This is a genomic window from Labrenzia sp. PO1 (genome assembly GCF_012273635.1).
GTDB classification, from domain to species: Bacteria; Pseudomonadota; Alphaproteobacteria; order Rhizobiales; family Stappiaceae; genus Roseibium; species Roseibium algicola.
Map to the genome: position 1 here is coordinate 25,822 of NZ_JAAXCR010000002.1, position 12,974 is coordinate 38,795.

At 59.3% G+C, this 12,974-nt stretch carries 12 protein-coding genes; 3 read left to right on the plus strand and 9 right to left on the minus strand.

Annotated elements, in window-relative coordinates:
- Positions 1-45: 45 nt before the first annotated feature.
- The 3 genes from HCG46_RS08080 to HCG46_RS08090 form a co-directional block, all read right to left on the minus strand.
- The gene (locus HCG46_RS08080; RefSeq protein WP_205838450.1) at positions 46-2,490 is read right to left on the minus strand and encodes a methyl-accepting chemotaxis protein; all 2,445 of its coding nucleotides are present in this window, start codon (positions 2,488-2,490) and stop codon (positions 46-48) included.
- A gap of 298 nt (positions 2,491-2,788) precedes the next feature.
- Positions 2,789-2,977: a DUF2783 domain-containing protein gene (locus HCG46_RS08085; protein ID WP_168685660.1), complete on the minus strand. Its 189-nt coding sequence runs from the start codon at positions 2,975-2,977 to the stop codon at positions 2,789-2,791.
- Positions 2,977-4,689 carry an FAD-dependent oxidoreductase gene (locus tag HCG46_RS08090; protein WP_209009412.1) on the minus strand — a complete coding sequence of 571 codons (1,713 nt, stop codon included), beginning with the start codon at positions 4,687-4,689 and terminating at the stop codon, positions 2,977-2,979. The genes HCG46_RS08085 and HCG46_RS08090 overlap by 1 nt, the downstream gene beginning before the upstream one ends.
- Before the next feature lie 29 nt (positions 4,690-4,718).
- On the opposite strand from HCG46_RS08090, the gene HCG46_RS08095 reads away from it, so the two are divergent.
- Complete coding sequence (locus HCG46_RS08095; protein WP_023000078.1) at positions 4,719-4,949, plus strand: hypothetical protein; 231 nt, start codon at positions 4,719-4,721, stop codon at positions 4,947-4,949.
- Here the strand turns inward: HCG46_RS08095 and HCG46_RS08100 are convergent.
- The 5 genes from HCG46_RS08100 to hmgA all read right to left on the minus strand — a co-directional run bounded on the left by HCG46_RS08100 (position 4,946) and on the right by hmgA (position 9,753).
- Positions 4,946-5,479: a DinB family protein gene (locus tag HCG46_RS08100; protein WP_168685662.1), complete on the minus strand. Its 534-nt coding sequence runs from the start codon at positions 5,477-5,479 to the stop codon at positions 4,946-4,948. The two genes, HCG46_RS08095 and HCG46_RS08100, sit on opposite strands and share 4 nt — an antisense overlap.
- Before the next feature lie 3 nt (positions 5,480-5,482).
- Entirely contained in the window at positions 5,483-6,442 is a 960-nt protein-coding gene (locus tag HCG46_RS08105) for an MBL fold metallo-hydrolase (protein ID WP_023000076.1), read from the minus strand.
- On the minus strand, positions 6,439-7,029 hold the full coding sequence (locus HCG46_RS08110) for a carboxymuconolactone decarboxylase family protein (RefSeq protein WP_023000075.1): 591 nt from the start codon (positions 7,027-7,029) through the stop codon (positions 6,439-6,441). The genes HCG46_RS08105 and HCG46_RS08110 overlap by 4 nt, the downstream gene beginning before the upstream one ends.
- A gap of 158 nt (positions 7,030-7,187) precedes the next feature.
- A complete protein-coding gene (locus tag HCG46_RS08115; protein ID WP_168685664.1) occupies positions 7,188-8,201 on the minus strand; it encodes a fumarylacetoacetate hydrolase family protein in 1,014 nt (337 codons plus the stop codon).
- A gap of 181 nt (positions 8,202-8,382) precedes the next feature.
- A complete protein-coding gene (gene hmgA, locus HCG46_RS08120; protein ID WP_168685666.1) occupies positions 8,383-9,753 on the minus strand; it encodes a homogentisate 1,2-dioxygenase in 1,371 nt (456 codons plus the stop codon).
- A gap of 192 nt (positions 9,754-9,945) precedes the next feature.
- Between hmgA and HCG46_RS08125 the strand changes: the two genes are divergently transcribed.
- Together HCG46_RS08125 and HCG46_RS08130 are read left to right on the plus strand one after the other, a co-directional pair.
- Positions 9,946-11,979 carry a methyl-accepting chemotaxis protein gene (locus HCG46_RS08125; protein ID WP_168685668.1) on the plus strand — a complete coding sequence of 678 codons (2,034 nt, stop codon included), beginning with the start codon at positions 9,946-9,948 and terminating at the stop codon, positions 11,977-11,979.
- Positions 11,980-12,152: 173 nt separating this feature from the next.
- On the plus strand, positions 12,153-12,467 hold the full coding sequence (locus tag HCG46_RS08130; RefSeq protein WP_055658570.1) for a hypothetical protein: 315 nt from the start codon (positions 12,153-12,155) through the stop codon (positions 12,465-12,467).
- A gap of 112 nt (positions 12,468-12,579) precedes the next feature.
- On the opposite strand, the gene HCG46_RS08135 is transcribed toward HCG46_RS08130, so the two are convergent.
- Positions 12,580-12,948, minus strand: a complete 369-nt coding sequence (locus tag HCG46_RS08135; protein WP_168685670.1) for a nuclear transport factor 2 family protein — start codon at positions 12,946-12,948, stop codon at positions 12,580-12,582.
- Between the last annotated feature and the right edge of the window lie 26 nt (positions 12,949-12,974).

The following is a 12,974-nucleotide window of genomic DNA, read 5'->3' on the forward strand; positions in this document are numbered from 1 at the left end:
TCGGAGCCCGGTGGGGTGCCGAAGTGTTGCCTTTCACGTTTGCCGTCAAGCTGCTGCAACGCGGGCCAGGAAGGTTTCAATTCCCTGCTTCAGAGCGTTGCTGCGGTTGCTCAGGTCTCCCGAAGCAGCCAGAACATCCCCCGATGCTTCCTTGGTATCGCCAACCGCCCGGGCGAGGCTGGACATATTGGTCTGAACAGCCTGCGTACTCTGGGCTGCCCGCTGCACATTTCCGGAAATCTCGTTGGTGGCCGCGCCCTGCTGGGTAACGGCTGCCGAGATTCCCTGAGTGTAACCGTTGACCTCTTCCATCGTGTCGGAAATTGCCCCGATGGCCGCGACGGCTTCGCTGGTGGAGTTCTGAATGGTCTGGATCTGGGACGAGATTTCTTCAGTTGCCTTCGAAGTCTGTGTCGCCAGTTCCTTGACCTCGGCGGCCACAACGGCAAAGCCCTTGCCTGCTTCGCCTGCACGAGCCGCTTCGATAGTGGCGTTCAACGCCAGAAGATTGGTCTGTTCGGCAATCGCCTGGATCAGGTTGACCACTTCGCCAATCTTCGAGGCAGCTTCCGCCAGTCCTTGAACCTTGCCATTGGTCTCGTGTACCGCGCTCGTCGCCGACGTGACGATGTCGGAAGACCGGCGTACCTGTTCGCCGATTTCGGCGATGGATGCCGACAGTTCTTCGGCCGCACCGGCAACGTTTTCAACGCTCATGCTGGCGTCTTCACTGACCCTGGAAGTATCGCCTGCCTGTTCCGCACTGCTTTCCGCGATGCCGCCAAGTGCCGAAGCTGTGTTGGACATGCCGGCGGCCGTTTCGTCCAGCGCACCAAGAAGTCCCTGGATCTCACCTCGGAAGTTCTGGATCAGATCTTCGATGTCCTGCTGACGCGCATTCTGGGCCTCGCGATGGGCATTCGCTTCGATTTCCAGGCGAATCCGTTCGCGGGCGTTTTCCTGAAACACCTGAACGGTGCGGCTCATGTCTCCGATTTCGTCCCGCTGATCAGTCGAGGGAATGGTGGCGTCGATATCCCCCTCCGCGAGGCGGCCCATGGCTTCGGTCAAAGCCCGTGTCGGGCGCGTGATCACGAGAGAAAGAACAAAGGCCAGCAATCCACCGGCTGCAACGGCGACGACGAGTGCGACCGCGATCAGCCCAAGCGCGGTATCGGCCCGCGCATAAGCTCCCGCGGACTGAGCCTCCGTGAGGGCCGTGATGACACTGCGAACCTTGCCGGACAGTGCAACAAGCTCTGTCCGTCTGACATCGAACGCATCCTTCGCGGTGACCATGGCGGCGAATTCGGCCTCATAAGTGCCAACCTCCGCCTCGATCGACGCAATGGCATCCGCGATTTCCGGGAAAGCGGCACTGTCCGCCTTCAGCAGATTGGCGAGGTAGCGCAGCGTTTCGATACGGTTGAGAACCTCTTCCGCACCAATTGTATCGAAGCCGGCAAAATACTCCATTGTCGCAGAGCGAATATCCAGGGACGCGTTCTGGTACTTGTTCACGTTCACATTGACGAGATCAACGATACCAAGTTTCGACGTTGCCTTACCGGCAATCGACTTGGCGTCATCGGTTGCCGCATAAACCGTCTTGCGCAAGGCAGAGGCCTGAGTGTGGAGTTTCTCCAGTCCCGCGACGAGATCCGCAGCAACGGCAGCCGACACTGGTGCCGGCCGAGCGCCGTCCGCTTCCGGCTTCGGCAGTTTTTCACCGAGCGCTGCCGCCATGTCCGCCAATTCCTTGACCTTTGCCGGGTCTACGCCGTCCACCTTCAGCTTTCCGGCCTTCGCTGCCGTCTTTGCCAGGGTCTGCGTGCCCTCCACAATGGCTGCCACCGTTTCAGGCGGAAGATCAGCACCTTCACTCACCTCGGCGATCCTGCCTTCCAGACCGGCGACGAGGTCTTCCATATCCGACAACATGCGCCCGACCTTGTCAGCCCGGTTGCGTGTGCCTGATGCGGTCTTGGCGGCGCCGCCCGCATCACGCTGGATCTTGCTCATCTTGTCGTTGATCTGGGCAGCGATGGTTGCCAGATTGACAGCGGACCGCAGCAACTTGTCGACCTGAGCCTGCCTGTTCTCGACAGCCAGCACGACACCATCAAACTCGCCACCAAGCTGACCTACCAGCGAGATGGCCTCTGCGGTGGCCGTTTCGCCCTCTCCAGGCCCCGAGACGCCATCGAGCGTGACCAGCGCAGTTTCCAATTGTTCAATCTGAAACCGGGCTGCGTCAGCCAACTCCGGTGTGCGATCCGAGAGATAGGCTTCCTGCGCTTGTGCGACCTGCTGAAGGTTTGCCATTGCGGTTGTTGCCTTCGCACTGACATCCGACTGTGTTCTGAGGCCGAGAATAGCGACCGCACCCACTGCACCGACCGCGGCGGCGACAAGAATCATGGCTGCAAAGCCACCGCCTACTTTCGCAGAAAGGCGCACATTCTTTAAAGGTGTAAGTAACCTGGACATTGTTTCCCCCGCACTTTCCGCGATTGAAGGTGTGGGTAGATAAACAATTGGTGAAAAATTTCGGGTTCGACTTTTGTTAGCCGTCACGAATTAAATCGGGCGTTTTTTAGTCTTTATCGACAAGGCGATACTGAACATTTTTCTGAAAATTATTTTTGCCCAAAATAATTCCGATTACCTGCATCGCTATCAGGTGAAACTGAAATTCTACCGAGGGTGTGATTGGGCGAATCTCTCACACCCTCGTCAAAAGCCTCAATACGTACGGCAACAGCACCTGCGCGACGCCCTGTTCGACCTATTGTTTGGCGGCCTCAAGCAGCTTTTCGAGCACCTGCTGCTCACCGATCTGGTTTGCCATCAACAGGATCAGCCGGGCATTGAACGCATCGCTTTCGGCCTTTGTAAGACCTTCATGGGCGGTCAGCAGATCAGCATAAAACCCGTCGGGCGTTTCAAGGTTCGGTTTGGTGACAATCTCCGCCATTAGGCCTCTCCGCCTTTCCCGAGTGCAATTGCAAATGCGTTTTCGACCGCAGTGCGGCCATAGTCTGTCCAGCGCGACGCCACATGCTGGTCTGGCCGGATCAGATAGACAGCCGAAGCCTCGTCACCGAGATAGCGATCCTTGAGCTCCTGACCGGCTGCGGAAGTCGCAATGCTGACACCGGTAATTTCGATACCGTCGATCAGAAGCTTCTCGGGTACTTCGGCGCCGATGCCAAGCAGATGGAAGCCGCTGCCAAGCCAGTCCAGCAGCCAGCCGTCTGCCAGAGGCGCATCCACAGCCGGACTTCCCGGTCTTGTGCGCGCGGGCAGGCCTTCCACATCCGGTCCATTGAGCTTCGAACCGTCATAGACGCAAGGAACGGACAGCCTTCCGGAATTGACCAGAGGCCGGGCAAAGGCGTGATGTTCGGAAAGGTCCAGCACCGCATCACGGAAAATACGGCTGATTTCCGATTTGGGAGTAATGAAGTCGGTTGAACGCGAGCTTTGCAGGATATTCTCGTCCGCGGCCATTTCGCGCTCAAAAGCATAGCTGTCCAGAAGGCTCTCCGGAGCCTTGCCGTCAATGACCAGCTTCAGCTTCCAGCCGAGATTGTCGGCATCCTGGAACCCCGAGTTGGCACCACGCGCACCGAAAGGCGACACCTGGTGAGCACTGTCTCCGGCAAAGATCACCCGGCCATGGCGGAACTTTTCCATGCGGCGGCACTGGAATGTGTAGATCGACACCCACTCCAGATCGAATTCGACATCGGCGCCCAGCATCTGCTTGAGCCGGGGAATGACGTTTTCCGGTTTCTTTTCTTCTTCCTTGTCGATGTCCCAGCCAAGCTGAAGATCGATGCGCCAGACCCCGTCCGGCTGCTTGTGCAAAAGAGCCGACTGGTCCTTGTTGAAGGGCGGATCGAACCAGAACCAGCGCTCGGTCGGGAAATCCGCCTTCATGATGACGTCGGCAATCAGGAAGTTATCTTCAAACACCCGGCCGACGAAATCGAGATCGAGCATCCTGCGGGACGGCGAGCCTGCCCCGTCGCAGGCAATCAGCCACTCCGCTTCCAGATTGTAGGCACCATCGACCGTTTCAACGGTCACCAGCGTGTGGTCGTCCCGCTGGTTGAGGTTCGCAACCCGGCTGCCACCGCGGATTTCCACCGGCTTGCCTTCCACCTGCAGAGCGCGAATGCGCTCGACCAGATGAAGTTCGCAATAATATTGCTGCAGATTGATGAAGGCCGGGCGCTTGTGCCCCTGCTCCGGAAGCAGGTTGAAATCGTAGACCTGCCGGTCACCGAAAAACACCTTGCCGACGTTCCAGACGACGCCCTTGTCGACCATCTCGTCGCCGCAGCCCAGCCGGTCGAAGATTTCCAGCGAACGCTTGGAAAAGCAGATTGCCCGAGAACCCACGCTAACCTTGTCGTTGTCATCGAGAACGACGACCGGCACATCCGCCTGAGCCAGATCGATAGCCGTGGCGAGGCCCACCGGTCCGGCTCCAATGATCACTACCGGATGGCGAACGGGTGTCGCTGCATCCTGATCCTGGGACCGCTTGTACGGATAAAGCGGCGCTTCAAACAACTTGGTCACAGGCGTTTCTCCCAATTGCCGAGGCGTACCGGCATCGTGAACCGGTTCGCCTTTGCCTGTTTCGCGGAACCCGCAGGGGGGCTTGCGCGTTTTCATTAGACAATCCCCCAAGAAGGAGGTGTGACATGCCAGTCCTGACACGTCAGAACATGTTGACATCCGGCCGACGCTGGACATTCCGGTTGATTGCCGGACTGATGTCCGCGGTCGCCCTTGCGCTACTCATCGCCGCTCCCGCCACCGTCCTTGCCGACAACTGGAGCATGGTCGGCATCGCCATCGTGGTGAGCGAGATCATAGTTCTTGCAGGTGGCCTCACCTGGCTCGCCCTTTTGATCCTTGCACCGAAGCGCTAGCCAGTTTCCCAGAAACGTTGCGCCGACGGGTGGCGATCGAACTCCAAAAAGAACTCGTCAAGTTGAGGCGGCGCAACACTGGTGCCTGCCAGCATGGCATGCACCTGCCCCCGGTGATGGATCTGGTGCTGAAAGAGATGCAGCAACGTGTTGGCGATCGTCTCGTGAAAGACACCGCTCTTGCCCCGGTCCTGAGCGACATTCCGGTCCAGGTCTCCTTCCACCACCCGGTCGCAGAATGCGATCAGAGCCTCGTCGGCACTCTTCTGGGCCGGTTTCAGCTCTGCTGCAGAGGCAAGATGCGGCGTGTCGAATACCGACAGCCCCTGCCCCTCTTCCTTCAAGGCATCCAGATAGTATCGGTCCACTTCCCAATTGTGGTTGAGCGTTTCCCGGATCGAGGGAAAGAACCCGGTTCTTTCCGCCTCGAACTCCGCCTGCGACAACCGGCAACAGGCGTCGTAAAGACGTTCGTTCGCGTAGGCGTTGTTGCGGGCCATCAGGCGGAGGTGGTCCAGGACAGTGTTCATGGGTCAGCCCTGCAGATCCGCCCACATCTTGGCGTCGCGTTCCGCCGTCCAGATGCGCGGCGTGTCGATGCCGAGAGCCTCGTCATAGGCCCGGGCAACGTTGAACGGCAGGCAGTGTTCGTAGATGGCGTAATCCTTGAACTTCGGATCGCATTCGGCACGGCAGGCGTCCCAGGCTTCTTTCAGCGATCCGCCACCCTGGGCGACCCGGGCTACCGGCCGATAGGTCGAAGAGACGAAATCGGCGGTGTTGGTCAGCGCCTTGCCCACCATCTCCTTGCCGACCAGCGCATCGCCGCGGCCAGGCGCGATAGCCTCCACATCGAAGGAACGGATCGCTTCCAACGTTGTCGGCCAGTCGTTGAAATGGCCGTCGCCGCAATAGCAGGCCGAGTGGTATTCGACGATGTCACCGGTGAACATGACGTTAGCGTCCGGCACGTGGATAACAATATCTCCGGCCGTGTGGGCGCGACCAAGGAAGCTGAGGTCGACCCGGCGCTTGCCGAGATAGACAGTCATGCGGTCGTTGAAGGTGGTGGTCGGCCAGGTCAGAGGCGGAATGTCGTTGACGTTTTCATAGCCCATGAAAAGACGCGGGAAACGCATGAATTCGGATTCCCTGTCTTCCGCGCCCCGTTCCACGACCATCGAACGGGCCTTCTGGCTCATGATCACGGTCGGTGCCCGATAGGCGGCAGCCCCCAGCACGCGAACGGCATGGTAATGCGTCAACACAAGGTGGCTGATCGGCTTGTCGGTGACGGACCGCACTTTCTCAATGACCTTGTTGGCGAGTTCGGGGGTCGCCTGCGCCTCGACGATCATGACGCTGTCGTCGCCGATGATGACGCCGGTGTTCGGGTCACCTTCAGCGGTAAAGGCCCAGAGATCCTTGCCGATCTCGGTGAAGGAGATCTTCTTCTCGGTCATGTCTCCGGCGGATGCGAATTGCTTGCTCATTCAGAGGCTCCGTGTTTGCCTTCGTCCCATGCGGGCATCGCCTTTTTGGCGACGGCAGCCGGATGGGCTTCCATTGTGGTTGCCATGGTGTCATTCCACCGGTTGAGGTAGCCAAAGAGCGCGATCGAAGCGACGATCTCTACAATCTCGGCGTCGTTGAAATGCGGCTTGAGCGCCGCAAAATGAGCTTCGGTCACGTCGTTCGGAACACCTGCAGCCTCGCGGGCCAGCACCAGCGCCGCTTTTTCGGCCTCCGTAAAGAGCGGCGAAGTCTCGCATTCCCATACGGCGGCAATCTTTTCGTCCGGCACATCATAGACGTGGCTCAGATTGGCCATGTGGCCCTGGCAATAGCGGCATCCGGTCGCCATGGATGTCATGAGTGCGACCATCATCTTCAGGTCTTCCGGCACCGTGCCTTCATAAAGGATCGCCTGGTTCAGTTCCATGAACGCCTTGGCGATATTCGGCCGGCGCGCCATGGTGAGGATCGAGTTCGGCAGAAAGCCGCGGATTTCATCGTAACGCGCGAATTTTTCCTCGAACTGAGGCAGATCCGCCCGGTCAAGCGGGTCGACGTGAGGCATTGCCCTCTCCCTGAAATATTCTGGCGGCGGAAGGGCTCAACCCAACGCTGCGCTCTTGTCTTTCTCCGGGATGGAAAATCGCACCCCCCGAGCCCCTCCCCACAAGGCGGAGGGGCTACTTGCCGAAAATGGTGTCGAAATCCCGGAAGGTCCGATCACTACCCTTCGTATTTCTCCACGGTCTGCTCGATGGCGCCGAAGATCGAATGGCCTTCGGTGTCGAGCATCTCGATGCGGACAGTGTCTCCGAACTTCAGGAAAGGCGTCTTGGCTTCGCCCGTGTTGATCGTTTCGATCATGCGGATCTCGGCAACGCAGGAATAACCGACGCCACCGTCTGCCACCGGCTTACCCGGACCGCCATCCAGCTTGTTGGAGACCGTGCCCGAACCGATGATCGTGCCGGCACTGAGCGGCCGGGTCTTTGCCGCATGGGCAATGAGCTGGCCGAAATCGAAGGTCATGTCGATGCCCGCGTTTGCGCGGCCGAACGGCTGACCGTTGAGGTCGACATGCAGCGGCAGGTGAAGCTTGCCGCCCTTCCAGGCATCGCCGAGCGCATCCGGCGTGACGGCAACCGGCGAAAAGGCGGAAGACGGCTTGGACTGGAAGAAACCGAAGCCCTTGCCGAGTTCTGCCGGGATCAGGCCACGCAGGGAAACGTCGTTGACCAGAAGCACAAGAAGGATGTGATCGCGCGCGGCTTCCGCGCTGACACCCATTGGTACATCGCCGGTGACGACAGCAATTTCGCCTTCCATATCGATGCCCCAGGCCTCATCGCGCATGGAGATCGGATCACGCGGGGCGAGGAATGTGTCGGAGCCGCCCTGATACATCAGCGGGTCCGTCCAGAAGCTTTCCGGCATCTTCGCACCGCGCGCCTTGCGCACCAGTTCGACATGGTTGACGTAGGCCGAACCATCCGCCCACTGGTAAGCACGCGGCAGCGGCGAATGAGCGTCGTGTTCATGGAAACGCAGCGTCGGTACGGCTTCGTGAGACAGGCTCTCGGCCAGCAGTTCCAGCTTCGGCGCCACATGTTCCCACTCATCGAGCGCTGCCTGCAAAGTCGGCGCGATGTGACTTGCGTCGGTGCAGAAGGTCAGGCGGTCGTTGACCACCACCAGCTTGCCGTCGCGGCTGCCATCCTTGAGCGTTGCCAGTTTCATCGGGTTTTCAGCTCCTAATGTTCGCCAGACCGTGGTGCCCGGCGATGTTTCTCCCGGGAAGCCTCCAGCGGCTTCCTGCCTTTGTTCTTGTCCGCCCCCGGCGGGACGCCGGAGGTTCAGGGTAACCTACCGGTGCGGATCAATCTGCCGTTTGCGGTTGGTCAAATCCTGGATGATTTGGCTATTTGTTCCAGGTCCCTTCGGGCGTGCCATCGAATTTTTTGCCCAGCGAGTCCCAGCAGTCAATGTAATCGTCCTGCAGCGGAGCATCCTTGGCGGCGAATTCCGTGAGGTGCTGCGGGAAACGGGTCTCGAACATGAAGGACATTGTGTTGTCGAGCTTTTCCGGCTTCAGGTCGGCATTCGAAGCGCCTTCGAAGGCATTGTTGTCCGGCCCATGCGGCAGCATCATGTTGTGCAGGCTCATGCCACCGGGAATGAAGCCCTGCGGCTTGGCATCGTACTGGCCGTAGATGTTGCCCATCAGCTCCGACATGATGTTCTTGTGATACCAGGGGGGCCGGAAGGTATCTTCCATCACCATCCAGCGCTCGCGGAACAGCACGAAGTCGATGTTGGCGGTGCCCGGAACGCCGGACGGAGCGGTAAGCACCGTGAAGATCGACGGATCGGGATGATCGAACAGGATCGACCCGATCGGGCAATAGTTCCTGAGGTCGTATTTGCAGGGCGCATAGTTGCCGTGCCAGGCAACAACGTCGAGAGGCGAGTGGCCGATTTTTGTTTCGTGGAACTGGCCGCACCATTTCACCGTCACCGTCGACGGGGCATCGCGATCCTCGTAGTGCGCGACAGGCGTCTTGAAGTCACGGCGGTTTGCCATGCAATTGGCTCCGATCGGCCCCCTGCCCGGCAGTTCGAATTTCTGGCCGTAGTTCTCGCAGACGAACCCGCGCGCCGGACCTTCCACCAGCTCGACCCGGTAAACAAGGCCGCGCGGAAGGATTGCGATTTCCTTCGGCTCCAGCTCGATCACGCCCAGCTCGGTGCAAAACCTGAGGACGCCTTCCTGCGGAACCACCAGCAATTCGCTGTCGGCGGAGTAGAAATATTCGTCCTCCATCGACTTGGTGATCAGGTAGATGTGGCTGGCCATGCCAACCTGTGTATTGACGTCGCCGGCTGTCGTCATGGTGCGCATGCCGGTCAGCCAGTTGAGGCCTTCATCCGTGTGTGGCACCGGGTCCCAGCGGTACTGGCCGAGCGAAACCACTTCGTCGCAGACATTCGGAGCCGACTTCCAGTAAGGCAGGTCGATCTTCCTGAACCGGCTGGTGTGCTTGACTGACGGGCGGATGCGATAGCACCAGGTCCGCTCGTTCTGATGGCTTGGCGCAGTAAAGGCGGTACCGGACAACTGCTCGCCATATAGGCCGTAGGCACATTTCTGCGGGCTGTTCATGCCCTGCGGCAGAGCGCCTGGCAGAGCCTCGGTTTCAAAATCGTTGCCGAAGCCCGGCATATATTCCAGATCCGCCGTGTTACGGCCGTTTCCAGCTAGATTTTGATTGCTGTCGGTTCTCTGATCCATGACGTCCTCCCGGTTCGGAGATGAATTTAGTTGCATATGTAACCATTTTGATCCCCGGGATCAAGCGGCATGTCGATGCTTTTGCGAACGCGCCGGTTTTTCTCCTGCCGCAATGCAAAAAAGCCGCAGAACGTAAGCTTTGCTTTACGTGCGTCTCCTAGGGTTCCCGCAGTCTCACCGTTGGAGCTTTTCATGTCTCTTAGAAATCGAATCTTTTTCGCCTCGAGCGGCGTGTTCCTGGTTGGATTCCTGACGCTTATTCTTGCCGTCACCTTCATGACCCAGGCCACGTCGCAAAAATCGGGTGAAGATCTCATCCGCAAGACTGCCGAGGCACTTGCTCTGGATGCCGGCAAGACACTGGCACAGGCACAGCTTGCGGCCCGCGCTGCGGCCGATGCCCTGGAGGGAATGCAGCAAGCCGGCGTTAGCGATCGCAACGCCTATGCAGCCGTGATGCAGCACCAGATCAGCCAGAACAAACATTTTGTCGGCGGCGGTGCGATCCTGGAACCGGACATGGCCGGCAATGACGCGGACAATGCAGGCGCCAACTTCTCCGACGACAAGGGACGCTTCATTCCGTATTTCTATAACGACGGTACAAAAGTCGCCTGGGAACCGCTCCTGTTCGGTGGCGATAGCGGCTCTGAAGAGTGGTACGACAAGCCGAAGAACCTGGGCCACGACACGGTCACCGAGCCCTATCTCTACCCGGTCAATAATGTCGACGTGCTGATGGCGACAGCCTCCTCGCCGATCAAGGATGCTTCCGGACGCGGCATCGGTGGCGCCACCATCGACGTGTCGCTGGAAGGCCTGCAGAAGGCGGTGAGCGCCGGCCAGACCTATGAAAGCGGCTATGTCGGCCTTCTCAGCGAAACCGGTGTCTGGGTGTCCCATCCGGACGCAGCCCTCCTCGGCCAGAAGGCCGATGCGGCAATGGTCGGCAAGATCCAGTCGATCAAGAATGAAGCTGCCTTCACGACCGAAAACGGTACCGTGGAAGCCATCAAGGGCTTCGAACTGGACGGCACCGGCCAACACTGGTTCATCGTTGTCGCCGTTGACGAGAGCGAACTTCTGGCAAGCGCCAATTCCACCATGCAGATGAGCCTGCTGCTCGCCCTCGGCCTGCTGGTAGCCGGCACGTTCCTGATGTGGATGCTTGGTTCGACAATTGCCGGACCGGTGCAGATGCTGACCGCTCGCATGCGCAAGCTTGCCGAGGGCGATGTCGATACGCCGGTGGCCTATCTCGACCGCAAGGACGAAATCGGCCAGATGGCCGGTGCGCTGGAAATCTTCGTTGAAAACGAAACCGAACGGCGGTCGCTGCAGAACGACACCGAGCAGGCCCAACACAGCCAGCTGGAGCGCCAGAAGACTGTCGAAGCCCTGATCGAAACTTTCGAGCGCGACGTCCACGCCGTTCTCGACCAGGTCAGCGGCAACAGCAAGCGCATGGAGCAGACCGCGGCGTCTCTCGATGCGATCGCGCGCGACACTTCCGCCAAGGTTTCTTCGGTTGCCGGATCTTCCGAAGTTGCACAGAGCAGCGTCCAGACAGTGGCCTCCGCCGCTGAAGAGCTGTCCGCCTCGATTTCCGAAATCGGTCGCCAGATCGGCCAGACGAAGGAAGTCGTCACGAGCGCTACCCGTGCCGCCAACGATTCCAACGACAAGGTCGGAAGCCTCGACAGCGCCGCGCAGAAGATCGGTGAAGTGGTCAGCCTCATCCAGGCGATCGCAGAACAGACCAACTTGCTGGCGCTGAACGCCACCATCGAAGCCGCTCGCGCCGGAGAAGCCGGCAAGGGCTTTGCGGTGGTTGCCGCGGAAGTGAAGGAACTGGCCACGCAAACCGCCAAGGCGACGGAAGAAATCTCCACGCAGGTCACCGGTATCCAGTCCTCGACACGCAATGCCGTCGGCTCGATCCAGGAAATCGCCAGCACAATGGAAGAGGTCAACCAGTTCACGGCAGCCATTGCCGCGGCGATCTCGCAGCAGGGTGATGCCACCAACGAGATCAGCCACAATGTCCAGCAGGCAGCCAGCTGCACCAGCGACATGAGCAACAGCGTTGGCGACGTGATGCAGGCAGCCGAGGAAACCAGCAGCTCGGCAGCCGACGTCCTGTCGGTCTCCCAGTCGGTTTCCGAACATGCCCAAGGCTTGCAGGCCACCATTGCAGACTTCCTGAGCCGCGTTCGCGCCGCTTAAGTCAGGCACATAACTTCACGAACCGGGTTCGCCCAAACCCTTGTGCGAGCCCGGTTTTTTTGTTCTGTCCGGCATATTTCCCGTTCTCGGAAATGGCCGAATTGAGATTCCACTCTTGAATGAAAATACGAGCTGACGTAAAAAGAACAAAACAGGAACACTGGAGAAGATCGATGCGGCTCGCCGACACTGCTGTTGCGCATTCCTGCGCTGTTTCCTCCGCTGCCGCGTCGACGCCAGGCACGGAACAACTGACCTCCGTCACGCGCGGCGAGGTCCGCACCATGATGCTTTACTTGCGCAAGGCGCGGGAGCGGGCTATCGCGATCCGAGACAGGTCTCCTGGCGGCAGTTATCTGGAAAGCGTGCTCACACGCACGATCGACGGCATTTCGGTGGAGCTTTCACAACTCGACTATCTGCTGGCATCGAAACCGGCAGAAGCAAACAGGACTGAGCCGGGCCGCAGGATGCGTCCGGCGATTTGATTGTCATTGCCGTGCGGACTTTCGGTCCCCAAAGAGCAGACTGCACTTGAAGAGCGTTCAGATTTCAGTGCCTGCGTGAACTGCGCGAGATCTGGCGTGGAACCATTGCCAGTCACCCTTCCCGCTTCAGTGGCCCGAAGAAGCCGAAGACCGCGCTCAGCTTGCCGCTTTGGTCGTCAATCCAGACGACATCAAGTCCTTCCGGCAGCACCGTTCCGTCCGCATTGACCATCTGCCAGGCAAACCGCGCTGAACCGTGGTGGCTGTCGACACTGCTGGTCCGAAGGATCTTCGCACCGACCCTTTTGGCCAGAACGCCGGAGATGTGGTCAACCAGCGCAGCGATACCGGTCACATCGGTTTCCGGGTCCGTGTATCTGACGTCTTCCGCTACGGACCTGCCGAGCAGATCCTGCCGATAGGATGGGTCACGTTCAGACCAGGCTGCACAATAGATGTCGATGGTCTCTTCCAGCGTCATGTTTGCCTCCCTTGCAGTCTTCTGCA

What these genes read in the sequence shown, in the direction of transcription:
- HCG46_RS08080 (WP_205838450.1), bottom strand. Translation starts at nt 2,490, where the DNA reads ATGTCCAGGTTACTTACACCTTTAAAGAATGTGCGCCTTTCTGCGAAA.
- HCG46_RS08085 (WP_168685660.1), bottom strand. Translation starts at nt 2,977, where the DNA reads ATGGCGGAGATTGTCACCAAACCGAACCTTGAAACGCCCGACGGGTTT.
- HCG46_RS08090 (WP_209009412.1), bottom strand. Translation starts at nt 4,689, where the DNA reads ATGAAAACGCGCAAGCCCCCCTGCGGGTTCCGCGAAACAGGCAAAGGC.
- HCG46_RS08095 (WP_023000078.1), top strand. Translation starts at nt 4,719, where the DNA reads ATGCCAGTCCTGACACGTCAGAACATGTTGACATCCGGCCGACGCTGG.
- HCG46_RS08100 (WP_168685662.1), bottom strand. Translation starts at nt 5,479, where the DNA reads ATGAACACTGTCCTGGACCACCTCCGCCTGATGGCCCGCAACAACGCC.
- HCG46_RS08105 (WP_023000076.1), bottom strand. Translation starts at nt 6,442, where the DNA reads ATGAGCAAGCAATTCGCATCCGCCGGAGACATGACCGAGAAGAAGATC.
- HCG46_RS08110 (WP_023000075.1), bottom strand. Translation starts at nt 7,029, where the DNA reads ATGCCTCACGTCGACCCGCTTGACCGGGCGGATCTGCCTCAGTTCGAG.
- HCG46_RS08115 (WP_168685664.1), bottom strand. Translation starts at nt 8,201, where the DNA reads ATGAAACTGGCAACGCTCAAGGATGGCAGCCGCGACGGCAAGCTGGTG.
- hmgA (WP_168685666.1), bottom strand. Translation starts at nt 9,753, where the DNA reads ATGGATCAGAGAACCGACAGCAATCAAAATCTAGCTGGAAACGGCCGT.
- HCG46_RS08125 (WP_168685668.1), top strand. Translation starts at nt 9,946, where the DNA reads ATGTCTCTTAGAAATCGAATCTTTTTCGCCTCGAGCGGCGTGTTCCTG.
- HCG46_RS08130 (WP_055658570.1), top strand. Translation starts at nt 12,153, where the DNA reads ATGCGGCTCGCCGACACTGCTGTTGCGCATTCCTGCGCTGTTTCCTCC.
- HCG46_RS08135 (WP_168685670.1), bottom strand. Translation starts at nt 12,948, where the DNA reads ATGACGCTGGAAGAGACCATCGACATCTATTGTGCAGCCTGGTCTGAA.